Annotated in this window: 23 protein-coding genes; 6 read left to right on the top strand and 17 right to left on the bottom strand. The window is 75.0% G+C overall.

The features are described 5' to 3' along the window. Nucleotides 1-125: 125 nt before the first annotated feature. The 3 genes from ACU610_RS00895 to ACU610_RS00885 are packed head-to-tail and all read right to left on the bottom strand — an operon-like array spanning nucleotide 126 to nucleotide 3,731. The gene (locus tag ACU610_RS00895) at nucleotides 126-1,556 is read right to left on the bottom strand and encodes a vWA domain-containing protein (RefSeq protein WP_446765845.1); all 1,431 of its coding nucleotides are present in this window, start codon (nucleotides 1,554-1,556) and stop codon (nucleotides 126-128) included. Continuing rightward, nucleotides 1,556-2,443 carry an AAA family ATPase gene (locus tag ACU610_RS00890; protein ID WP_446765844.1) on the bottom strand — a complete coding sequence of 296 codons (888 nt, stop codon included), beginning with the start codon at nucleotides 2,441-2,443 and terminating at the stop codon, nucleotides 1,556-1,558. Before ACU610_RS00890 ends, ACU610_RS00895 begins: the two co-directional genes overlap by 1 nt. A 31-nt stretch (nucleotides 2,444-2,474) precedes the next feature. Further along, nucleotides 2,475-3,731, bottom strand: coding sequence for a glutamate-5-semialdehyde dehydrogenase (locus ACU610_RS00885; RefSeq protein ID WP_446765843.1), 1,257 nt, complete (start codon nucleotides 3,729-3,731; stop codon nucleotides 2,475-2,477). Between the two features lie 96 nt (nucleotides 3,732-3,827). Here ACU610_RS00885 and ACU610_RS00880 point away from each other — a divergent pair, with 96 nt between their 5' ends. The 4 genes from ACU610_RS00880 (at nucleotide 3,828) to ACU610_RS00865 (ending at nucleotide 7,059) form a co-directional block, all read left to right on the top strand. Beyond that, nucleotides 3,828-4,778 (top strand): metal ABC transporter substrate-binding protein, encoded by a 951-nt coding sequence (locus ACU610_RS00880; protein WP_446765842.1) that lies wholly within the window; start codon nucleotides 3,828-3,830, stop codon nucleotides 4,776-4,778. Then, the gene (locus tag ACU610_RS00875) at nucleotides 4,775-5,569 is read left to right on the top strand and encodes a metal ABC transporter ATP-binding protein (protein WP_446765841.1); all 795 of its coding nucleotides are present in this window, start codon (nucleotides 4,775-4,777) and stop codon (nucleotides 5,567-5,569) included. The genes ACU610_RS00880 and ACU610_RS00875 overlap by 4 nt, the downstream gene beginning before the upstream one ends. 1 nt (nucleotide 5,570) lies before the next feature. Then, the gene (locus ACU610_RS00870) at nucleotides 5,571-6,593 is read left to right on the top strand and encodes a metal ABC transporter permease (RefSeq protein ID WP_446765840.1); all 1,023 of its coding nucleotides are present in this window, start codon (nucleotides 5,571-5,573) and stop codon (nucleotides 6,591-6,593) included. A 73-nt stretch (nucleotides 6,594-6,666) separates the two neighbouring features. Next, nucleotides 6,667-7,059 (top strand): Fur family transcriptional regulator, encoded by a 393-nt coding sequence (locus tag ACU610_RS00865; protein ID WP_446765839.1) that lies wholly within the window; start codon nucleotides 6,667-6,669, stop codon nucleotides 7,057-7,059. A 4-nt stretch (nucleotides 7,060-7,063) separates the two neighbouring features. Here the strand turns inward: ACU610_RS00865 and ACU610_RS00860 are convergent, their stop codons facing one another. Further along, nucleotides 7,064-7,510 carry a MarR family winged helix-turn-helix transcriptional regulator gene (locus tag ACU610_RS00860; protein WP_446765838.1) on the bottom strand — a complete coding sequence of 149 codons (447 nt, stop codon included), beginning with the start codon at nucleotides 7,508-7,510 and terminating at the stop codon, nucleotides 7,064-7,066. Nucleotides 7,511-7,579: 69 nt separating this feature from the next. Between ACU610_RS00860 and ACU610_RS00855 the strand changes: the two genes are divergently transcribed. Then, on the top strand, nucleotides 7,580-8,239 hold the full coding sequence (locus tag ACU610_RS00855; protein ID WP_446765837.1) for a maleylpyruvate isomerase family mycothiol-dependent enzyme: 660 nt from the start codon (nucleotides 7,580-7,582) through the stop codon (nucleotides 8,237-8,239). A 45-nt stretch (nucleotides 8,240-8,284) separates the two neighbouring features. Here ACU610_RS00855 and ACU610_RS00850 read toward each other — a convergent pair whose 3' ends face one another. The 5 genes from ACU610_RS00850 to ACU610_RS00830 all read right to left on the bottom strand — a co-directional run bounded on the left by ACU610_RS00850 (nucleotide 8,285) and on the right by ACU610_RS00830 (nucleotide 10,912). Beyond that, on the bottom strand, nucleotides 8,285-8,677 hold the full coding sequence (locus ACU610_RS00850; RefSeq protein ID WP_446765836.1) for a type II toxin-antitoxin system VapC family toxin: 393 nt from the start codon (nucleotides 8,675-8,677) through the stop codon (nucleotides 8,285-8,287). Continuing rightward, nucleotides 8,674-8,895 (bottom strand): type II toxin-antitoxin system Phd/YefM family antitoxin, encoded by a 222-nt coding sequence (locus ACU610_RS00845; RefSeq protein ID WP_446765835.1) that lies wholly within the window; start codon nucleotides 8,893-8,895, stop codon nucleotides 8,674-8,676. Before ACU610_RS00845 ends, ACU610_RS00850 begins: the two co-directional genes overlap by 4 nt. A 63-nt stretch (nucleotides 8,896-8,958) precedes the next feature. Next, the gene (locus ACU610_RS00840; protein ID WP_446765834.1) at nucleotides 8,959-9,741 is read right to left on the bottom strand and encodes an isocitrate lyase/PEP mutase family protein; all 783 of its coding nucleotides are present in this window, start codon (nucleotides 9,739-9,741) and stop codon (nucleotides 8,959-8,961) included. A gap of 20 nt (nucleotides 9,742-9,761) precedes the next feature. Continuing rightward, nucleotides 9,762-10,247: a peptide deformylase gene (gene def / locus ACU610_RS00835; RefSeq protein ID WP_446765833.1), complete on the bottom strand. Its 486-nt coding sequence runs from the start codon at nucleotides 10,245-10,247 to the stop codon at nucleotides 9,762-9,764. Between the two features lie 29 nt (nucleotides 10,248-10,276). After that, the gene (locus ACU610_RS00830; RefSeq protein WP_446765832.1) at nucleotides 10,277-10,912 is read right to left on the bottom strand and encodes a TetR/AcrR family transcriptional regulator; all 636 of its coding nucleotides are present in this window, start codon (nucleotides 10,910-10,912) and stop codon (nucleotides 10,277-10,279) included. A gap of 63 nt (nucleotides 10,913-10,975) precedes the next feature. Between ACU610_RS00830 and ACU610_RS00825 the strand changes: the two genes are divergently transcribed. Then, nucleotides 10,976-11,383 (top strand): RidA family protein, encoded by a 408-nt coding sequence (locus tag ACU610_RS00825; protein ID WP_446765831.1) that lies wholly within the window; start codon nucleotides 10,976-10,978, stop codon nucleotides 11,381-11,383. Nucleotides 11,384-11,471: 88 nt separating this feature from the next. Here ACU610_RS00825 and proB read toward each other — a convergent pair whose 3' ends face one another. The 8 genes from proB to ndk form a co-directional block, all read right to left on the bottom strand. Further along, a complete protein-coding gene (gene proB / locus ACU610_RS00820; RefSeq protein ID WP_446765830.1) occupies nucleotides 11,472-12,593 on the bottom strand; it encodes a glutamate 5-kinase in 1,122 nt (373 codons plus the stop codon). Continuing rightward, on the bottom strand, nucleotides 12,590-14,065 hold the full coding sequence (gene obgE, locus ACU610_RS00815; RefSeq protein ID WP_446765829.1) for a GTPase ObgE: 1,476 nt from the start codon (nucleotides 14,063-14,065) through the stop codon (nucleotides 12,590-12,592). The genes proB and obgE overlap by 4 nt, the downstream gene beginning before the upstream one ends. 150 nt (nucleotides 14,066-14,215) lie before the next feature. Continuing rightward, complete coding sequence (rpmA, locus tag ACU610_RS00810; RefSeq protein WP_135140668.1) at nucleotides 14,216-14,473, bottom strand: 50S ribosomal protein L27; 258 nt, start codon at nucleotides 14,471-14,473, stop codon at nucleotides 14,216-14,218. 8 nt (nucleotides 14,474-14,481) lie between these two features. Next, nucleotides 14,482-14,793 carry a 50S ribosomal protein L21 gene (rplU, locus tag ACU610_RS00805; protein ID WP_446765828.1) on the bottom strand — a complete coding sequence of 104 codons (312 nt, stop codon included), beginning with the start codon at nucleotides 14,791-14,793 and terminating at the stop codon, nucleotides 14,482-14,484. A 316-nt stretch (nucleotides 14,794-15,109) separates the two neighbouring features. Further along, the gene (locus ACU610_RS00800) at nucleotides 15,110-18,229 is read right to left on the bottom strand and encodes an Rne/Rng family ribonuclease (protein WP_446765827.1); all 3,120 of its coding nucleotides are present in this window, start codon (nucleotides 18,227-18,229) and stop codon (nucleotides 15,110-15,112) included. A 261-nt stretch (nucleotides 18,230-18,490) separates the two neighbouring features. Continuing rightward, nucleotides 18,491-19,255, bottom strand: a complete 765-nt coding sequence (locus ACU610_RS00795) for a TIGR03936 family radical SAM-associated protein (RefSeq protein ID WP_446765826.1) — start codon at nucleotides 19,253-19,255, stop codon at nucleotides 18,491-18,493. Continuing rightward, nucleotides 19,255-21,183: a TIGR03960 family B12-binding radical SAM protein gene (locus tag ACU610_RS00790; protein ID WP_446765825.1), complete on the bottom strand. Its 1,929-nt coding sequence runs from the start codon at nucleotides 21,181-21,183 to the stop codon at nucleotides 19,255-19,257. The genes ACU610_RS00795 and ACU610_RS00790 overlap by 1 nt, the downstream gene beginning before the upstream one ends. A 126-nt stretch (nucleotides 21,184-21,309) precedes the next feature. Then, nucleotides 21,310-21,732, bottom strand: a complete 423-nt coding sequence (gene ndk, locus ACU610_RS00785) for a nucleoside-diphosphate kinase (protein WP_446765824.1) — start codon at nucleotides 21,730-21,732, stop codon at nucleotides 21,310-21,312. Between the last annotated feature and the right edge of the window lie 6 nt (nucleotides 21,733-21,738).

The raw sequence follows: 21,738 nt of genomic DNA, 5'->3' as shown, positions 1-21,738 counted from the left end.
GTGCCTCGTGCAGCCCGCGGCCCTGGTGCCGGTCGCCCGCGCGGCGCCGCTGACCCGTCGGGACGCTCCGGGCGCCAGATCGCCTCATCGACGTGTCGACGAGGCGACCTGGCGACACGTCGACGTCAGAGCGTCGTGACGAAGTCCGCGAGCTGGGCGGCGTTGCGGCACTCGACCATGTCGACCACCTCGCCGTAGCGGTCGGCCGCGGAGTCGCCGCTGCCCCACAGCCGGCGCGGCTCCGGGTTGAGCCAGTGCGCCGAGCGGGCGCGGCGGACCAGGTCGGCCAGCACCGGCAGCCCCGGCTGGCGGTAGTTGGTGCGGCCGTCCCCGAGCACGAGCAGCGACGTCTTCGGCCCGACCGCCGAGGCCCATCGGTCGGCGAAGACCTCGAACGCCGTCCCGTAGTCGCTGTGCCCGTCGAAGCCGACGACGTCGGCCTCCCGCCCGATCCGGGCGACCGCGTCGGCGACGTCCGCACCGGGGCGGAAGAAGCGGGTCACCTCGTCGGTGGAGTCGACGAAGGCGAACGCCCGGACACCGGAGAAGTGCTCGCGCAGCGCCTGGGTCAGCATCAGCGTGAAGTGGCTGAAGCCGGCCACCGACCCGCTGACGTCGCAGAGCACCACCAGCTCGGGCTTGTGCACCTTCCGCGGCCGGTGGTGGGTCACCACCGGCACGCCGCCGGTGCCCAGCGACGCCCGGACGGTCTTGCGGAAGTCCAGCCGGCCCTCCCGGCCCAGCTGTCGTCGCGCCGAGAGCCGGACGGCCAGTCGCCGCGCCAGGGGGGCGACGGTCCGGCGCAGCTCGGCGAGGTCCGAGGCCTGGGCGCGCAGGAAGTCGACCTGGTCGACGAGCGGGCGGACGGCGTTCTTGGCCACCCTGTCCCGGCCGCGCTCGGTCGCCGTCCGCCGCCGGACCTCGGCCTCCACCGCGGCGCGGAAGGCGGCCAGCCGCTCGCGCACCGTCTGGCGGGCGACCTGCTCGGCGAGCCCGCCGCGCCCGCCGTCCCCCAGCAGGCCGGCTAGCAGCTGCGCGACCAGGGTGTCCGGCGAGAGCGCCCGCATCACCCGGTAGCTGAAGAAGGACTGGCCGGACGGCGAGGGCGCCGTGCGGCCCAGCTGGTCGACCGCCTCGCGGGCGAAGCGGCGCAGCGCCTCCTCGTCGCCGTCGAGCAGCAGCCGGGCCAGCTCCTCGCGCATGAGCTGCGCCAGGTCGGCGCCGTCGGGCAGGTCCAGGGTCGACTCCCCGGACTCTCCCGGCTCCCCGCGGGGCTCGTCGTCGGCCACGGGGACCGCCGGCCGGTCCGACAGCGGCCACCACAGGTCGAACAGCACGTCGTAGGCCGGCCGCTGCGCCGCCCGCTGCAGCAGCACCGCCGCCAGCCCGTGCCGCAGCTGCTCGCGGTCGAGCAGGTCGACCACGGTGAGGATCTCGGCGGCGTCGACGGCCTGGCTGATGCCGACCGGGATGCCGGCGTCGCGCACCGCGCGGACGAACCCGTCGAGGTGCCCGGCGAGGCCGCCGGGCTCGGGGACGGCGGCCGGCACGGGCATCAGTTCAGCCGGAGCTCGGCCGCGGCCCGCTCCTGGTCGCTGGCGTGCTTGAGCACCACGCCCAGCGTGGAGCCGACCGCCGCCTCGTCGAGGGTGTCCAGGCCCAGCTCGAGCAGCGTCTGCGCCCAGTCCAGGGTCTCCGAGATCGACGGCGACTTCTTCAGCTCCAGCGCGCGCAGCGCCCGCACGGTACGCACCAGCTGCTCGGCCAGGCCCGGGGCGAGGTCGGGCACCCGGGAGAGCACGATCTCGCGCTCGCGCTCGGCCGAGGGGTAGTCCAGCGCCAGGTACAGGCAGCGCCGCTTGAGCGCCTCGGACAGCTCGCGGGTGGCGTTGGAGGTCAGCACCACCATCGGCCGGCGGACCGCGGTCACCGTGCCGAGCTCGGGGATGGTGACCTGGAAGTCGCTGAGCACCTCTAGCAGCAGGCCCTCGACCTCGACGTCGGCCTTGTCGGTCTCGTCGATCAGCAGCACGGTCGGCTCGGTGCGCCGGATGGCGGTCAGCAGCGGCCGGGAGAGCAGGAACTCCTCGCCGAAGATGTCGTCGTGGACGGTGCCCCAGTCGGCGCCGTCGGTGCCCTGCGCGGCCTGGATGCGCAGCAGCTGCTTCTTGTAGTTCCACTCGTAGAGCGCCCGCGCCTCGTCCAGGCCCTCGTAGCACTGCAGCCGGATCAGCTCCGACCCGGTGGCCGCCGCCAGCGCCTTGGCCAGCTCGGTCTTGCCCGTGCCCGCCGGCCCCTCGACCAGCAGCGGCTTGCCCAGCCGGTCGGCGAGGAAGACCGTGGTCGAGATCTGGGCGTCGGGCAGGTAGCCGGCCGCGGCCAGCCGCTTGCCGACGTCGGAGACCGAGGAGAACTGCGGGGACTGCGACGGCGGGCGGGGCATGCGGCTCCTCGATCGAGGCGGTGACGGGCGGTCAGCGGCGGGTGTGGCCGTTGCCCGTCACGACGTAGGTGGTGGAGGTCAGCTCGGGCAGGCCCAGCGGACCGCGGGCGTGCAGCTTCTGCGTGGAGATGCCGATCTCGGCGCCGAAGCCGAACTCCCCGCCGTCGGTGAACCGGGTCGAGGCGTTGACCAGCACCGCGGCCGCGTCCACGCCGGCGGTGAAGTCGGCGATGGCGCGCGCGGAGTCGGCGACGATCGCCTCGGAGTGCCCGCTCCCCCACCGCTCGATGTGGTCCAGCGCGTCGGTGAGGTCGTCCACCACGCGCACGGCCATGTCCATCGACAGGTACTCGGTCGCCCAGTCCTCGTCGGTGGCGGGGACGACGGCGCTGTGCGCGGCCTGCGCGTCGGCGTCCCCGTGCAGCGTCACGCCGGCGTCCACGAGCGCGGACAGCAGCCGCGGCAGGAACGCGACGTCGCGGTGCACCAGCAGCGTCTCGGCGGCGTTGCAGACGCTCACCCGGTGCGTCTTGGCGTTGAGCACGATCGCCTCGGCGGTCGCGGGATCGGCCGAGGCGTCGACGTAGACGTGGCAGTTGCCCTCCCCGGTCTCGATGACCGGCACCCGCGCCTCCCGCACCACGCGCTGGATCAGCGACGCCCCGCCGCGCGGGATCACCACGTCGACCAGGCCGCGGGCGTTCAGCAGCTCGCCGACCGAGGCGCGGTCGGCGGGCAGCAGCTCGATCGAGCCGGCGGGCAGCCCGGCCTTCTCCGCGGCCTCGGTGAGGACGGCGACCAGCGCGGTGTTGGTCCGGAACGCCGAGGCCGAGCCGCGCAGCAGCGCCGCGTTGCCGCTCTTGAGGCACAGGCCCGCGGCGTCGACGGTCACGTTGGGCCGGGCCTCGTACACGATGCCGACCACGCCGAGGGGGACGCGGACCTGGCGCAGCTGCAGCCCGTTGGGCAGCGTCGACCCGCGGACGACGTCGCCGACCGGGTCGGGCAGCGCGACCAGCTGGCGCAGCGCGTCGGCCACCCCCGCGATGCGGCCGGCGTCGAGCCGCAGCCGGTCGAGGACCGAGGCCGGGGTGCCGTCGGCCGCGGCCGCCGCCACGTCCGCGGCGTTGGCGGTGAGCACCTCGTCGGCGCGCTCGACCAGCGCGTCGGCCATGGTCCGCAGCGCGGCGTCCTTGGTGTCGGTGGGCAGGGTGCGCAGCACCCGGGCGGCGGCGCGGGCGCGCAGCGCCGCGGCCCCGATCAGCGGCAGGCCGGAGACGTCGGACACGTCCGCGAGCCTACGCGGGCCGGCGAGGGCCCCGACCGCCTCGAACACGGACCGCATGTGAGAATGATTCCCATGAACACTTGGACGGCGCGTGCCGTGACCGCAGCCACCGCCTCGGCCGCCGCTCTGGCGCTGGCCGGGTGCGGGAGCGCAGACGGGACCGCCGGCAGCACCGGCGGGGAGGACCTCACCGTGGTCGCGGGCTTCTACCCGCTGGAGTGGGCGGCGCAGCGCGTCGGCGGCGACCGCGTCGACGTCTCCTCGCTGACCCCACCGGGCGCCGAGGCCCACGACCTCGAGCTCGCGCCGCGGGACGTTGCGGCGGTCGCCGACGCCGACCTGCTCGTCTACCTCGGCGGCTTCCAGCCGGCGCTCGACGAGGCCGCGCAGAACGAGGCCGCCGACACGGCGTGGGACGCCGGCCAGGCGGCCGACCTCGTGCCGCCCGCCGAGGAGGCCGCCCACGAGGGCGAGACGGCCGCGGAGCACGACGCGCACGCGCACGCGCACGCGCACGAGGAGGGTGCGGTCGACCCGCACTTCTGGCTCGACCCGGTCCGGCTGGCCTCCGTCGGCGACGCTCTGGCCGAGCGGCTGGCCGAGGCCGACCCCGAGGGCGCGGCCACGTACGAGCGGAACGCCGCGGCCCTGCGCGCCGACCTCGAGGCGCTCGACACCGAGATGCGGACCGGCCTGGCCGGCTGCGCCGTGGACACCCTGGTCACCGGCCACGACGCCTTCGGCTACCTCGGCGACCGGTACGGTCTCGAGGTGGTCGGCATCAGCGGGCTGAGCCCCTCCGCCGAGCCCGCCCCGGCCGCCCAGGCCGAGATCGCCGAGCTGGTCCGGGAGCGCGGCGTGACCACCGTCTACACCGAGACCCTCGTCGACCCGGCCGTCGCCGAGACGGTCGCGAGCGAGGCCGGCGTGCGGACCGCCGTCCTGGACCCGATCGAGGGGCTGACCGACGAGTCGGCCGGCGGCGACTACCTCGAGGTCATGCGGGCCAACCTGGCCACTCTGCAGGAGGGACAGTCCTGCTCATGAGCGCCGTCCGGCTGCGCGACGCCCGCATCGGCTACGGCGACGTCGCGGTCGTCCAGGGCGTCGACCTGACCGTGGCCGACGGCGAGGCGGTCGCCGTCCTCGGGTCCAACGGGTCGGGCAAGACCACCCTCGCGCGCGGGCTGCTGGGACTGGCCACCGTGCTCGGCGGCGAGGTGGAGGTGCTCGGCGCCCCGGTGGGGCGGCAGCGCCGTCGCGCGCCCGCCCAGCGCGGCCGGATCGGCTACGTGCCGCAGCGGCACACGGTCAGCGGCGCGGTCCCGGCGACGGTGCGCGAGGTCGTCGGCGTCGGGCGGCTGGCCCGCCTCGGTGCCTTCGGCCGGCTGCGCCCGGCCGACCGCGCCGCGGTGCAGGACGCCGTCGCCGCGGTCGGGCTGGCCGACCGGCTCGGCGACCCGGTCGCCTCGCTCTCCGGCGGGCAGCAGCGCCGGGTGCTGGTGGCCCGCGCGCTGGCCGCCGAGCCGGAGCTGCTGGTCATGGACGAACCGACCGCCGGGGTGGACGTCGCGAGCCAGGACGCGCTGGCCGCCGTCCTGGCCGACGTGTCCGCCACCGGCACGACCCTGCTGGTCGTCACGCACGAGACCGCCGCGCTGGCCGGCGTCCTGACCCGTGCGGTCGTCGTCGACCACGGCCGGATCGCCTACGACGGCCCCCTGGCCGGAGCCGCGGCCGACGCCGACGGGCACCACCACGCCGAGGGCACGGGGCTGCCACCCTCGCGCGGGTACCGGCAGGACCAGCCCCGGGTGACGACGGACGGAGGGCGCTGAGGTGGAGCTCCTCGAGTACGGCTTCATGCAGCGGGCGCTGCTGGCCTCGCTGATGGTCGGCCTGGTCGCCCCGGCGGTCGGCGTCTTCCTCGTGCAGCGCCGGCTCTCGCTGCTCGGCGACGGCCTCGGGCACGTGGCGCTCACCGGCGTCGCGATCGGCGTCCTCACCTCCACCGCCCCGGTCGGGACGGCGCTCGTGGCCGCCGTGCTCGGCGCGGTCCTCATCGAGCTGGTCCGTGCGCGCGGCCGCACGAGCGGTGACGTCGCCCTCGCCGTCCTCTTCTACGGCGGCATCGCCGGCGGCGTCGTCCTGCTCGGCCTCGCCCCCCGCGGGCAGGCGACGAACCTCGATGCCTACCTGTTCGGCGCCATCACCACCACGACGGCCGCCGACGTCGCGGTCTTCGGGGTCATCACCGTCGTCGTGCTGGGCGTCGTGTGGCTGCTCGGCAGCAGGCTGTACGCGGTCAGCGACGACGAGGAGTACGCCCGTGCGGTGGGGCTGCCGGTCCTGGCGCTCAACGTCGTGCTCGCCGCCCTGGTGGCGGCGACCGTCGTCCTGTCCATGCGGGTGGTCGGCCTGCTGCTGATCAGCGCGCTCATGATCGTGCCGAGCGCGGTCGCCCAGCAGCTGGCCCGCAGCTTCCGCCAGACGGTGTACCTGGCCTGCGCCATCGGCCTGGTCACCAGCGTCGCCGGCACGACCGCCTCCTACTACGCCGGCACCCCGTCCGGCGGCACGATCGTGCTGCTGGCGATCGCGCTGTTCCTGCTGGCCACGGCGACGGTCGCGGTGCGCGAGGCGACCGCCCGCCGCCGGCACCGGCGCCGCGCCGAGGTGCACGCCGCCCACCCGCACGAGCACGGCGCGGGCTGCGGCCACCCGGCGGTGCCGCACGGCGACCACGTCGACTACGACCACGACGGCCACCTGCACGCCGCGCACCGCACCGGTGCGGGCGTCCACTACGACGAGCACGGCGAGCACGCAGCGCCGCCGGCGGGGACGGGAGGACGACCGTGACCGAGCTCGCGAGGTTCCCCATGGGCACAGCACGACCCGGCACGACGCCGACGAGCGCCAGCGAGGAGGTGGCGTGACGGAGAGCCCCCGCCGCCAGACCCGGCAGCGCAGCGCCGTCCTGGCCCTGCTCGACGACCAGGAGGGCTTCCGCACCGCCCAGGACCTGCACGCCCTGCTCCGCGAGCGCGGGGACGCCGTCGGCCTCGCGACGGTCTACCGGGCGCTGCAGGCCCTCGTGGACGACGGCCTGGTCGACGTGCTGCGCAACGAGGGCGAGGCCGCCTACCGGCGCTGCTCGCCGGTGCACCACCACCACCTGGTGTGCCGCTCTTGCGGGCGAACCGTCGAGGTCGCCGACCCGCCGGTCGAGCGCTGGGCCGCCCGCGTCGCCGCCGAGCACGGCTTCGCCGACGTCCAGCACCAGCTCGAGGTCTTCGGCACCTGCGCGCCCTGCGCCGCCCGCTGAGGGATCAGCGGTAGGGGTCGGTGATCTCCCGCAGCCGCTCGAGCGCCGCGCGCAGCTGGACGGTGGCCTCCTCACCCAGGTGCGCCGCCCACTCGGCCTCCACCTCCGCCTCGACCCGGCGGGCCAGCGCGACGACCTCCAGGCCGCGCTCGGCCATCTGCACCAGCCGCGCCCGCGCGTCGGTGGGGTCGGGCACTCGGCGCACGTAGCCGGCGCGCTCGAGCTGGTCGACCAGGTGGCCCGCCGTCTGCTTGGTCACCAGCGCCTGCTCGGCCAGTGCGGTCAGCCTCGTGCCCCCCGGGGCGATCCGGGCGACGATGCGGCCCTGCGCGGTGGTGATGTCGTCGAACCCCGCGGCCGCCAGCGCCGCGAGCAGCCGCGACTCCAGGGCCCGGTACGGGTAGAAGCAGAGCAGGCCGAGGTTCTGCCGCTCACCTGCCGGATCGGTCACGACACCTCTTGACGATGGTCAGATGATCTGACGGAATGGTCAGAACATCGTACGACCTGTGGAGGGGTCATGGACCTCGACGACATCTGGCGGACCATCGACGCGGAGCGGTCGAGTCTGGCCGAACTCCTCGAGGACCTCTCGCCCGCCGAGTGGGCGGCGCCCTCGCTGTGCGACGCCTGGCGGGTCGGCGACGTCGCCGTCCACCTCACCCAGGCGCACATGGGCATCCGGGAGGCGCTGGTCGGGGCGGTCCGTGCGCGCGGCAGCTTCGACCGGATGATCCGCGACGCCGCACTGTGCGCCGCCCCGCTCTCGCCCGGGGAGTGCGCACGCCGGCTGCGCGCGATGGTCGGCTCGCGGCGCACGGCGCCGTTCATCAAGCCGACGGAACCGCTCATCGACGTCCTCGTCCACGGGCAGGACACCACCGTCCCGCTGGGCAGGGAGCGGCCGGTGCCGCCGGTCCCCGCGGCGGTCGCGGCCCGGAGGGCGTGGGACATGGGTTTCCCGTTCCACGCCCGCCGGCGGCTGGCCGGCCTGCGGCTGGTGGCCACCGACGGCGACCTCGTCCTCGGCGAGGGCGCCCCGGTCGAGGGCACGATCGGCGACCTGCTGCTGCTGGTCACCGGCCGCACCGCCACGGTCGACCGGCTCTCCGGCGTGGGCGCCTCCCGGCTGGCGGCAGCACGGGGTCACCGGGACGGCTCACCGAGGAGTCCGGCATGACCGGCGAACCGACCCGGGGACGACGCCGCCGGTCCTCCCCCTGGCTCACCAGAGAGTGCGTATGGCGGGGAACTCCGTGAGTACGGCATCACTCGTGACGACGGTCAGGGACTCCAGCAGCGCCTGAGCGACGATCACCCGGTCGAACGGGTCGCGGTGGGACCACTGCAGGGTGCCGGCGGTCAGCGCGTGGTGCCCGGTGATCGGCAACTCCGCCGCCCGCAGCCTGGCGAGGTGTTCTCGGTAACCGCTCACCACCGCGGCAGCGCCCTGCATCTTGCCCGACCTGTGCTTCGTGGCGATCTCCCAGGCACTGGCCGCGGAGACGTGCACGGTGGTGTCCGGCGCCCGTACGGTCGCGAGGGTCTCCGCGGGGATGCGTTCCGGATCCAGCAGGACCCACAGCAGGGCGTGGGTGTCGAGCAGGAGCGCAGTCACTCCCACCGGGCCAGTTCGTCGTCCGGGAGTGGCTCGGAGAAGGACTCGGGGACGGAACCCGCCACGAAGCCGACGGGCCGGGGCTGGGGCTCGCCGACGGGCACGAGCCGCACCACCGGCCGTCCACCCCGGGCGATGACGACCTCCTCGCCGCGCTCGGCGGCCGCCAGGAGCTGGGACAGCCGCGTCTTCGCCTCCTGCACGTTGACGTGCGTCATGCCGTCACGGTACGGCTACTGGACCAGGTTGGCCAGGCCTGCTTGGCCAGGCCGACGAGGGACTCAGTTCAGCGCGCGGGTGCCCGCGGGGAGCGTGCCGCCGCGCACCATCTCGGCCGCGGCGTCCTGCAGCGCGGTCAGCGCGACCCGCTGCGTGAACGGGCCGGTGGAGACGCGGGCCACGCCGAGCTCCTGCATCTCGCGGGCGGGCAGCGAGGCGCCGGGCACGCTGATCAGCGTCAACCTGTTGCGGCCGAGGCCCTCGACGACCGCGGCGATCTCGTCGCGGTCGACCAGGCGCGGGACGAAGACGACCGGCGCGCCGGCCTCCAGGTAGGCGCGGCCGCGGCGGATCGCCTCGGCGACCAGCTCACCGCGGTCGGCGTCGGCGGCGGCTCGGATGAAGGTGTCGGTGCGGGCGTTGAGGACGAAGTCGATCCCTGCGTCCCGGCCGGCGCGCAGCACCGCCTCGACGGCGGCGACGGCCTCGTCGATCGGCTTCATCTGGTCCTCGAGGTTGCCGCCGACGACGCCGAGCTCGATGGCGCGGCGCGCGGTCTCGCCGGGGTCCCCGTAGCCGGCCTCCATGTCCATGCTCACCGGCAGGTCCACGGCGGCGGTGATCCGGCCGACCATGTCCAGGTGCAGGTCGAGCGGGATGTTCTCGCCGTCCTCGTAGCCGAACGTCGAGGCGATGCCGTGGCTGGCGGTGGCGAGGGCTCGGACGCCCTCGGTGGCGGCCACGACCTGGGCGGAGACGACGTCCCACACGTTGGCGAGGACCAGGATCTCCGGGGCGCTGTGCAGGTCGAGGAGGGTGCGGGCGCGGGTGGCGAGGTCGGTCACGCGGCCACCGTACGGCCAGGTCAGCCGCGGTCCCGCAGGGCCCGGAGCGCGGTCTTGCGCGCCTCCCCGGTGAGCCGGTCGAGGAAGACCTTGCCGTCGAGGTGGTCGACCTCGTGCTGCAGCGCGCGGGCCATGAGACCGGTGCCCTCCAGCCGGATCGGCTCGCCGTGCACGTCGAACCCCTCCACGACGGCGCGCATGGCCCGCACCGTGGGCGCCCACAGGCCGGGGATGGACAGGCAGCCCTCGTCGCCGTCCTGGGTCTCCTCGGACAGCTCGACGATCCGCGGGTTGACCACGTGCCCGATGCGCCCGTCGACGTTGTAGGAGAAGGCGCGCAGCCCGACGCCGATCTGCGGCGCGGCGACGCCGGCCCGGCCGGGGTCGGCGACGGTGTCCTCCAGGTCGCGCACGAGCGCGGCCAGCTCCTTGTCGAAGCTGCGCACCTCGTCGGCGGGTGTGCGGAGGACCGGGTCACCGAGCTCGCGGATGGGACGGATCGTCACGGTGCCAGTCTCCCCACCCGCCCAGTCTGTCAGCCGGGCGCTCCTGCACGGGCACGGGCGTCGGTCCAGCCGGACGCCACCGAGTTCCGGCACCGGTCAGGCTCGTCCCCCGCCGCGACGAACACCGCCACCGCCAGCTCGGGGGCGTGCAGCACCAGGGTCTCGGCCGGCAGCACGCCGGTCACGACGAGCATGGCCAGCCCGTGCCCCGCCGCCCAGTAGCGCGTGGCCACCTCGAGCGGCTCCGCCGTCCCGGCGAAGCGCTCGGCCTGCCGCGCCCGCTCCGCGGCGTCCACGAGCAGCGCGAAGGCGCTGTCCGCGACCGCCGGGTCCTCGAGGTCGGCCGCCGCGTCGAACATGGCCCGGTACAGGAAGGGATCGCTCCGGGCGCTGCCGAGGTATGCGGCACCCAGCGCCGCGAGGTCCCGGACCGGGTCGCTGCTCCGTGGGACCGCGCTCAGCCGCTCGGCCAGCCGCGTGAAGCCCTCCCGGCGCACGGCCCGCCACAGACCCGGCATGCCGCCGAAGTGCGTGTACAGCGCGGTCGTGGAGGTCCCCACCCGATCGGCGAGCGCCCGCGCGGTCACCGGCTCGCGGCGCGCCAGCAGCTCGGCCGCCGTCTCGACCAGCGCGCGACGGACGGCGGGGTCGGCGGTGCGGGGCATGTTGCCAAGCATAGCGCAACGGTGTTACATAACAACGTCACGTCTCGCCGCCAGGAGGTCGCCATGTCGATCGAGCTGTCCAACCCGCCCGGCATCCCCGCCCCCGAGCACTACCGCCAGATGGCCGTGGCCACCGGGTCCCGCACGGTCTACCTGGCCGGCCAGGTGGCCCGGACGGCGGACGGGGAGCCGGTGGGCGCCGGCGACCTCGCGGCGCAGGTGGAGCAGGCCTACCTGAACGTGGCCACCGCGCTCGAGTCGGTGGGCGGCACCTTCGCGGACGTCGCCAAGCTGACGATCTACGTCGTGGATTGGTCGCCGGAGAAGCTCGCGGACCTCGGTGCGGGGGTCGGCCGGGCCGCCGAGCGTCTCGGCCTCGACCTGGTCAAGCCGGTGACCCTCCTCGAGGTCACCGCCCTCGGCGAGCCCGACCTCCTCGTGGAGGTCGACGCCGTCGCCGTCCTGCCGTGAAGGACCCTCTGCCCCACACCGCTCGCAGGCTGGCTCGCCCGGAGGCTCGGCTCGAGCGTGCGCGGGCGGAGAGGGGCGAGGTCCTCCTTCAGCCGAGGGACGGGCGCCGCACCAGCACCATCTCGTCGCGGTGCACGATCTCGCGCTGGTACTCCGGGTCCAGCTCGCTGGTCTTGCGGCCCAGCAGCGGCGGCAGCTCCCGGGCGTCGTAGGCGACCAGGCCGCGGGCCACCACGACGCCGTCGGGACCGACCAGCTCCACGGGGTCGTCGGCGAGGAACTCCCCCGCCACCTCGGTGATCCCGGCCGGCAGCAGCGAGGCGCCGCGTTCGCGCAACGCCCGGACCGCGCCCTCGTCGAGGTGCAGCCGGCCGCGCGGGCGGGTGGCGAAGCGCAGCCAGAACTGGCGGGCGCGGGGGCGCGGCCCCATGACGGCGAAGCGGGTGCCCACCTGGTCCCCGGCCAGCGCCGCGGCGGCCTGGGCGGTCGAGGTGACGACGACGGGGACGCCGGCGTGCGCGGCGATCAGCGCGGCCTCGACCTTGGTGGCCATCCCCCCGGTGCCCACGCCGTTGCGGCGGGCGGTGCCGAGGGTGACCTCGCCGAGGTCCGCCGGGTCGCGCACGGTGTCGATCAGCTGCGCCGGGCCCTGCCGCGGGTCGCCGTCGTAGACGCCGTCGACGTCGCTGAACAGCAACAGCGCGTCGGCCCGGGCGACGTGCGCGACGAGCGCGGCCAGCCGGTCGTTGTCGCCGAACCGGATCTCCTCGGTGGCCACCGTGTCGTTCTCGTTGACGATGGGCAGCACGCCGAGGGTGAGCAGCCGCTCCAGCGTGCGCTGGGCGTTGCGGTAGTGGCTGCGCCGGGTGAGGTCGTCGGCGGTCAGCAGCACCTGGCCGACGGTGACGTCGTGCCGGGCGAAGGCGTCGGCGTAGGTCTGCACCAGCCGCAGCTGGCCGACGCTGGCCGCGGCCTGGGCGGTGGCGAGGTCCCGCGGCCGGCCGGCCACCCCGAGCGGGGCCAGGCCGGCGGCGATCGCCCCCGAGGAGACGAGGACGACCTCTCGGCCCTGCCCGTGCACCGCACCGAGGACGTCCACCAGGGCGGCCAGGCGCTGCTCGTCCAGCCCGCCGGGCAGGCTGGTCAGGGACGAGGAGCCGACCTTGACCACGACCCGCCGCGCACCGGCGATCTCCGCCCGCAGAGTCACTCGTCGTCCTCGGGCAGGTCGTCGTCGGTCCAGGTCTCGGTGAGCTCGTAGGGCACCCGGCGGGCCCGCTTGGCGGCCAGTCGCTCCTCGGCGCGGACCCGGTGCGGGGCGTCGATGCGCGAGTCGGTGCCCCGGCCGCCGAGCCCGGCGGTCTCCTCGGCGCTCAGCGTGCCGGCCGGCAGCGTCGGCACGAAGTCGAAGGTGACGTCGCCGATGGTGATCGCGTCCCCCTCCTGCGCGCCGGCCTCGGCCAGCGCGTCCTCGACACCGAGGCGGTTGAGGCGGTCGGCGAGGAAGCCGACGGCCTCGTCGTTGGTGAAGTCCGTCTGGCGCACCCAGCGCTCGGGCTTGACACCGCGCACGGTGAACGCGCCCTCGTCGTCCGGGTCGCGCTCGACGGTGAAGCCGCTGTCGTCCACCGCCCGCGGGGTGAGGGTGACCCGCACCGGCTCGGGTTCGGGCAGCGCGGCGCGGTACTCCTCGACCGCCCGGGCCAGGGCGAAGCCGAGCTCGCGCAACCCCTCGCCGGTCGCCGCGCTCACCGCGAAGACCGCCAGGCCACGCGCCTCCAGCGGCTCCCGGACCAGATCGACCAGCTCCCGCCCGTCGGGCACGTCGATCTTGTTGAGGACGGCGACCCGCAGCCGGTCGACGAGGTCCTCCCGGTACTGCGCCAGCTCGTGCTGCAGCGCCTCGATGTCGCTCTCCGGGTCGCGCCCGGGCTCCATCGTGGCCATGTCCACGACGTGCACGAGGACGGCGCAGCGCTCGATGTGCCGGAGGAACTCCAGGCCCAGCCCGCGGCCCTCGGACGCGCCGGGGATGAGCCCGGGGACGTCGGCCATCGTGAAGACGGTGTCGCCGGCCCGGACCACCCCGAGGTTGGGCACCAGCGTGGTGAACGGATAGTCGGCGATCTTGGGTCGCGCGGCGGACATGGCCGCGATCAGGGAGGACTTGCCCGCCGAGGGGAAACCGACCAGGCCGACGTCGGCGATGCTCTTGAGCTCGATGACGGCCTCGAGGGTCTCGCCCGGCTCGCCGAGCAGCGCGAAACCCGGGGCCTTGCGGCGGGGGTTGGCGAGCGCGGCGTTGCCGAGGCCGCCCTTGCCGCCGTGGGCGAGGACGACGCGGGTGCCGGCGCCGACCAGGTCGGCGATCACCCGACCGTCGGGGGTGCTGACCACGGAGCCCGGGGGGACGCGCAGGACGCGGTCCTCGCCGCGGGCGCCGTGCCGGTTGCTGCCCGCACCCGGGCGGCCGTTGCCGGCCTTCTGGTGCGGGTGGTGGTGGAAGTCCAGCAGGGTGTGGACGTTGGGGTCGACCTCGAGGACGACGTCCCCGCCGTTGCCGCCGTTGCCCCCGTCGGGACCGCCGAGCGGCTTGAACTTCTCGCGGTGGATCGAGGCGACGCCGTGCCCGCCGTTGCCGGCGGCGACGTGCACGACCACGCGGTCGACGAAAGCGGCCATGTCCGCGCCGCCTCCTGTCTCTGGTCTGTCAAGCGCCACGAGCGCACGGGCCGGTGGCCCGTGCGCTCGTGAGCGTGGGGAGTGTGCTGTCGGCCCCTCTGCAGGGCCCCGCCGCGAGCATGCGGGTGGTGGGGGCAGAGGGGTCCTTCCTCAGGCCTCGACGGCGGTGATGGAGACGGTCTTGCGACCCCGCCGGGTGCCGAAGGTGACCGCGCCCGGCTGCAGCGCGAACAGCGTGTCGTCGCCGCCGCGGCCGACGCCGAGACCCGGGTGGAAGTGGGTACCGCGCTGGCGCACGATGATCTCGCCGGCCTTCACGACCTGACCACCGAAGCGCTTGACGCCGAGGCGCTGTGCGTTCGAGTCGCGGCCGTTGCGGGAGGACGAGGCGCCCTTCTTGTGTGCCATGGAAGTCGTCAGCCCTTCGTGATGTCGCGGACCACGACGTCGGTGAGGGGCTGACGGTGCCCCTGACGCTTGTGGTAGCCGGTCTTGCTCTTGAACTTGTGGATGCGGATCTTCGGGCCCTTGCCGTGGCCGACGATCTCGCCGGTCACGGTCACGCCGGCCAGCGCCTGGGGGTCGCTGGTGACGGTGTCGCCGTCGACCAGGAGCAGGGCCGGGAGGGTGACGGTGTCGCCCGCCTCACCCACGAGACGGTTGACCGTGAACCGGTCGCCCACGGCCACCTTGTGCTGCCGGCCACCGGCCTTCACGACTGCGTACACCACTGAACTCCTCGATCGCTTCTGTCGTGTCCTGCGTGCGCCCGGACGTCGGGCGCCGGGTGCTGGACGGGCTGCCCGCCTCCCAGGCGGCACCGCGAGGTGCGCGGCCCGGGGCGGTGCAACCCGATCAGCGTACCCGAGCCCCGACGGCTCTGCCGCAGGGTGCCACCGCGAGCTCGCGAGCGGTGGGGGGTGGCGGGGTCCTTCCTCCAGTCGAACGGGGAAGAACCCCTGCTCCCCACCGTGGAAGGACCCTGGCCCCCTTGCAGGGTCCCGCCGCGAGCCTGCGAGCGGCGGGGGGCAAGGGGGTCCTTCTTCAGGACGCGGGCGGTCCGGCCGGCCGGCTGGCTGCCCGGCGGCGGCGCGGGCGGGTGACCGGCACAGCGGTCCCGCTGCCGTCGTCGGCCACCGGCGGCTGGGCCTCCTCCGTCGCCCCGCCGGACGACGGTGTGTCGGCGGGCACCAGCTCCGCGGGGGGCTCGGCGTCCATCGGGCCGGGGTCGTCCGGGCCGGCGCCCGCGGGCACGGCTTCGTCGTCGTCGGACCGCTCCCCCTCCACGGCCCGGTCCACCGGCTCGGCGGGCGTCTGCTGCGCGGGGACCGGCTGCGGAGCGGGGGCCGGCTCGGCAGCGGGCTCGGCGGCCGGCTCCTCGGCGACGGGCTCAGGGGCCGCCTCCGGGATCACTGCGTCGGGCTGGTCCGGCTCGACCGCGGCCACCTCTGCGTCCGGTGTCCCGGCGTCCGGCGTCCCGGCGTCCTCAGCGGCTCCACCGGCGGCGGCGAGCACCGCGGCGTCCTCGGCCGCGCGCTCCTCGCCGGACTGGCCGCGGTTGCGGCGGCCGCGGTTGCGCCGGCCACCGCCGGAGCGCTGACCCTCGCCCTCGCCGTCGGGGCTGCCCGCGGCCGGCGCCTCGGCGCCGACGGCCACGGTCTCGGCCGGCACGGCGTCCTTGCCGTCGTCGCGGGCACCGTTGTCCCTGCTGCCACCGCGCTGCTGGTCGCGTCGGCCGTTGCCCCCACCGCCGTTGCCGCGGCGCTTCTCGTCCACCGGGTCGACGTGCACGATCACGCCCCGGCCGCGGCAGTGCTCGCACGGCTCGGAGAAGACCTCGAGCAGCCCCTGGCCGACCCGCTTGCGGGTCATCTGCACCAGGCCCAGCGAGGTGACCTCGGCGACCTGGTGCTTGGTGCGGTCGCGGCCCAGGCACTCGGTCAGCCGCCGCAGCACCAGGTCGCGGTTGCTCTCGAGCACCATGTCGATGAAGTCGATGACGATGATGCCGCCGATGTCGCGCAGCCGGAGCTGGCGGACGATCTCCTCGGCCGCCTCCATGTTGTTGCGCGTGACGGTCTGCTCGAGGTTGCCGCCGGAGCCGGTGAACTTGCCGGTGTTGACGTCGACGACGGTCATCGCCTCGGTGCGGTCGATGACCAGGGAGCCGCCCGAGGGCAGCCACACCTTGCGGTCGAGGGCCTTGGTCAGCTGCTCGTCGATGCGCAGGTCGCGGAAGACGTCGCCCTCGCCGGTGAACCGGGTCAGCCGGCCGACCAGTTCCGGGGACACGTGCGCGACGTAGGCCTCGACGGTGTCCCAGGCGTCGTCGCCCTGGACGACGAGCTCCTTGAAGTCCTCGTTGAAGACGTCGCGGATGACCCGGATGGCCAGGTCGGGCTCGCCGTAGAGCAGGGTCGGGGCGTTGGCGGAGGACTCGGCCTTCTTCTGGATGACGTCCCACTGCGCCTGCAGGCGGGCGACGTCGCGGGTCAGCTCCTCCTCGGAGGCCCCCTCGGCGGCGGTGCGGATGATGACGCCGGCGTCCTCGGGGACGATCTTCTTGAGGACGTCCTTGAGCCGCTGCCGCTCGGTGTCGGGCAGCTTGCGGCTGATGCCGGTCATCGAGCCCCCGGGCACGTAGACCAGGAAACGGCCGGGCAGGTTGACCTGCTGGGTGAGCCGGGCGCCCTTGTGGCCGATCGGGTCCTTGGTGACCTGCACCAGCACCTTGTCGCCGGACTTGAGCGCCTGCTCGATGGAGCGCTGCTTGCCGGTCAGCCCGGCGGCGTCCCAGTTGACCTCACCGGCGTACAGGACGGCGTTGCGGCCCTTGCCGATGTCGATGAAGGCCGCCTCCATGCTGGGCAGCACGTTCTGCACCCGGCCGAGGTAGACGTTGCCGGCGAAGGACGTCGCCTGCGCCTGGGTCACGTAGTGCTCGACGAGCACGTCGTCCTCGAGGACGGCGATCTGCGTGCGCTCGCCGCGCTGGCGGATGACCATCTTGCGGTCGACGGCCTCGCGGCGGGCGAGGAACTCGGCCTCGGTGAGGATCGGCGCCCGGCGGCGGCCGTTGTCCCGGCCGTCGCGGCGGCGCTGGCGCTTGGCCTCCAGCCGGGTGGAGCCGGTGACGCCCTTGACGTCGTCGTCGCTGGTGGTGCGGCCGTTGCGGCCGGCCCGCTCGGGACGGTCGTCGTCGGTCTCCGCGACGGCCTCGCCGGCCTCTCCGCTGGTCCCGCGCCGGCGCCGCCGGCGCCGCCGGCGGGTGCTCGAGCCGGCCTCGCCCTCGTCGCCCTCGGCGGTGTCCTCGCCGCCCTCGGCGTCGGTGTCGCCGTCCTCGTCGGTCTCGTCGGCGCCCTGCTCCTCGTCGGTGTCCTCGTCGACGGAGTCGTCGTCGCCCTCGGTGTCGGCCGCGTCCTCCCCGCTGCGTCCACGGCCACGCCCGCGCCGGCCCCGGCGGCGGCGCCGGCTGCCCCCGGCCCCGTTGTCCTCGGTGTCGTCGGCGCCGGCGTCGCCCTCGGCGTCCGTCCGCTCCTCGTCGGCGTCGGTGTCGATGTCGGTCTCGGTGTCCTCGCCGGTCGCGGGGCTCTCGTCCCCGCCGCCGGAGCGGCGGCGGGAGCGGCTGCGCCGCGAGCGGGGCGCCGGGATCTCGTCCTCGTCGTCCTCCACCGGCTCGACGTCGGTCTCCTCGACCGCCGGCGACTCGGCGAGCGGACGGCGGCTGCGCCGGCGGAGCGGGGGCGCGACGTCGGTCTCGGCGGGCGCGACGAAGCTCACGAACGCCGGGATCGTGGGCGGCGCGGACGGCGCGGGCGGGTGGTCGCCGGGGTCGGCCGCGCCGGCCGGGCGGGTGGCCCGCCGGCGGGGACGGGCGATGACGGCCGTGGGCTCCGGGGAGCTGAACTGGGCGCCGAAGCGGGGGACCAGCGGCTCCTCGGGCTCCTCGGGCTCGGCGGCCACCGGCTCGGGGCTCTCGGCGTCCTCCTCGGCGGCGGCGAGTTCCTCGACGGCGGCGACGTGCTCGCCGGCGTCGTCCTCGCCGGCCTCGGCGGCGCGGACGTCGTCCTCGGCCTCGGCGGCCTGTGTGCCCTGGGGCAGGGCCGCGGGGTCGAGGCCCTCGTCGGCCGGGGTGGTCGTGCTGTCGTCTGTCTGGTCGGCCACGCGTGGCTCGCCTCCTGTGTGGTGCTCCCGGGCGCCGATCGCAGGGACTGGCGGCCGCGCAGGAGCACGGGGTCGGACGGGTCGGGCCCCCGCGCCGGGTGCGGCGGCAGGCGCGACCCGCGAAGTCTGGGGTCGGTGTCCGGGCGAGGAGTTGCCGCGGCCGGGCGCCGGTGGTGCGGGTCCTTCGGTGTGCGAGATCTCGGGGTGCGTCACGTCTGGCAGCCGTGCCGCTCGACGGCGTGCGGCCCCGGGGCCCACCGGTCAGACCGTGGCGGGCTCCCCCTGGCAGCGGGTGCCCGCGACGCGGTCCGGGCCGAGCGGGTCGGCCACGGTCCCGTTGTCGTCGAGCCGGCCCTGCGCCTCACGCACGGCCCGAGGGGGCAACGGCGGGCGCAGGTCGGCGACGGCAACCAGGGCGGCCAACACGTCGTCGGGTCGAACGGCGGGCGTCACCTGCCGGACGACCATGTGCAGTATGGCACAACCCGCTTCCTCGGCCGCCGACGCGCTGGCCACGGCCCCCCGCGCGTCGACGTCCCGCAGGCCGTTCTTGGTGCGCTTCTCGACGGTGACCACGTCGGCGGCGAGGAACGCCTCGACGGCCGGCGCCAGCTCGGCCAGCGCCACCCCCGGCAGCTCCACGCGCCAGGTCGCGGCATCGATCCGGTCGGCCAGCGACCCGGAGCCCGAGGCCTCCACGCACTCGAGGACGTCGATGCCCGGCGGCAGCGAGGCGTCCAGCGCGGCGCGCACCTCCTCGGGCTCGCGCCGCTCGGCCAGGCCGATCTCCACGTACTCGGCCTCGCTGGCCGCGCCGGTGGGCGCCGCGCCGACGTAGGAGATCTTCGGGTGCGGCGAGAAGCCGGCGGAGAAGGCCATGGGCACCTGCGCGCGGCGCAGCGCCCGCTCCAGGGCGCGGGCGAGGTCGCGGTGCGAGGCGAAGCGCAGCGGACCGCGCTTGGCGTAGCGCAGGCGCAGCTTCTGCGCGGTGGGCGGCGGGGGCGGCCCCTCGGGCTGGCGGGCCACTAGCGGCCGACGACCGTGAGCGGGAGCAGGCTGCGCCCGGTGGGACCGACCTGGATCTCGGTGCCGTTGGTCGGGCAGACGCCGCAGTCGTAGCAGGGGGTCCACCGGCAGTCGGCGACCTCCTCCTCGCTGAGGGCGTCCTGCCAGTCGTCCCAGAGCCACTCCTTGTCCAGCCCGGAGTCCAGGTGGTCCCAGGGCAGGACCTCGTCCTGGCCGCGCTCGCGGGTGGTGTACCAGTCGAGGTCGACGCCGAGGGGCCCGAGCTCGGCGGCCGCGGCGGCGGTCCAGCGCTCGTAGGAGAAGTGCTCGCTCCAGCCGTCGAACCGGCCGCCCTCGCGCCACACCCGCTCGATCACCCGGCCGACGCGGCGGTCGCCGCGGGAGAGCAGGCCCTCGACGATGCCCGGCTTGCCGTCGTGGTAGCGCAGGCCGATCGAGCGGCCGACGCGGCGGTCGGCGTTGATGGCCTGCCGCAGCAGCTTGAGCCGGGAGTCGATCGTCTCGGCGCTCGCCTGCCCGGCCCACTGGAACGGCGTGTGCGGCTTGGGCACGAACCCGCCGATCGACACCGTGCAGCGGATGTCCTTGCGGCCGCTGGCCTCCCGGCCGGCGCGGATGACCTCGACCGCAAGCTCGGCGATCTCCAGCACGTCCGCGTCGGTCTCGGTCGGCAGACCGCACATGAAGTAAAGCTTCACCTGCTGCCAGCCGTTGGCGTAGGCCGTGGTGACGGTGCGGACGAGGTCGTCCTTGGACACCGTCTTGTTGATCACCCGGCGGATCCGCTCGCTGCCGCCCTCGGGGGCGAAGGTCAGGCCGGACCGCCGGCCGTTGCGGGACAGCTCGTTGGCGAGGGTGACGTTGAAGGCGTCGACGCGGGTGGACGGCAGCGACAGCCCGGTGTTGGTGCCCTCGTAGCGGTCGGCGAGCTGCTTGGCGATCTGGCCGATCTCGGAGTGGTCGGCGCTGGACAGCGACAGCAGCCCGACCTCCTCGTACCCGGTGGCACGCAGGCCCTGGTCGACCATCGAGCCGATGCCGGTGATGGTCCGCTCGCGCACCGGGCGGGTGATCATCCCGGCCTGGCAGAACCGGCAGCCGCGGGTGCAGCCGCGGAAGATCTCCACGCTCATCCGCTCGTGCACGCTCTCGGCCAGCGGCACCAGCGGCGTCTTCGGGTAGGGCCACTCGTCGAGGTCCATGACGGTGCGCTTGCCGACCCGCGCGGGGACGTCGTCCCGGGTGCGCGTGACCGCGGCGATGGCGCCGTCGGGGGCGTAGGAGACGGCGTAGAACCGCGGCACGTAGACGCCGTCCACACGGGCGAGGCGGGCCAGGAGCTCCAGCCGCCCGCCGGGGCGGCCCTGCTCCTTCCACGCCCGCACCACGTCGGTGATGTCGCCGACGACCTGCTCGCCGTCGCCCAGGACGGCGCAGTCGACGAAGTCGGCGATCGGCTCGGGGTTGAACGCGGCGTGCCCGCCGGCCACCACGACCGGGTGCGTCTCGTCGCGGTCGGTCGCGTGCAGCGGGAGCCCGGCGAGGTCGAGGGCCTCGAGCAGGTTGGTGTAGCCCAGCTCGGTGGCGAAGCTGACGCCGAGCAGGTCGAAGTCGGCGACCGCGCGGTGCGAGTCGACGGTGAACTGGCCGACGCCGTGCTCGCGCATCAGGGCGGCGAGGTCGGGCCAGACGGCGTAGGTGCGCTCGGCGAGGGCGTCGGGGCGCTCGTTGAGCACCTCGTACAGGATCATCAGGCCCTGGTTGGGCAGCCCGACCTCGTAGGCGTCCGGGTACATCAGCGCCCAGCGGACGGCGACGTCGTCCCACGCCTTGACCTGCGCGTTCAGCTCACCGCCGACGTACTGGATCGGCTTCTGCACCTGCGCGAGGAGCGATTCGAGACGGGGGTACAGCGATTCACCGTTCATGACCCGTCCAGGGTAGACGGGTCGCGGGCGGCCCTCCCCCTGCCCAGGCATAGGAGGCAATGCATACGTCCCGGGTGGCCGGGACGTATGCATTGCCTCCTATGCCTGGAGCGAAGCGGCCCTTCCTCAGCCCAGCTTCGGGAAGAACAGCGCGATCTCGCGGGCGGCGGACTCGTCGGAGTCCGAGCCGTGGACGATGTTGTTCTGCACCTCGAGGGCGAAGTCGCCGCGGATGGTGCCGGGCGCGGCCTTCACCGGGTCGGTGGCGCCGGCCAGGGCGCGGAACGCCTCGACCGCCCGCGGGCCCTCGGCGACGAGCGCGAGCAGCGGGCCGCCGGTGATGAACTCGACCAGCGGACCGAAGAACGGCTTCTCGCGGTGCTCGCCGTAGTGCTCCTCGGCGACCTCCCGGGTCAGCGTGCGCAGCTCGGCGGCGACCAGGCGCAGGCCCTTGGCCTCCAGGCGCGAGATCACCTCGCCGACCAGGCCACGGGCGACGCCGTCGGGCTTGACGAGGACCAGGGTGCGTTCTGCGGTGGCTTCGGACACGAGCGC

The organism is Geodermatophilus sp. URMC 61 (assembly GCF_052931555.1).
The sequence above is the reverse complement of the archived record's forward strand: the minus strand, read 5'-3'. Positions and strand labels throughout refer to the sequence as shown.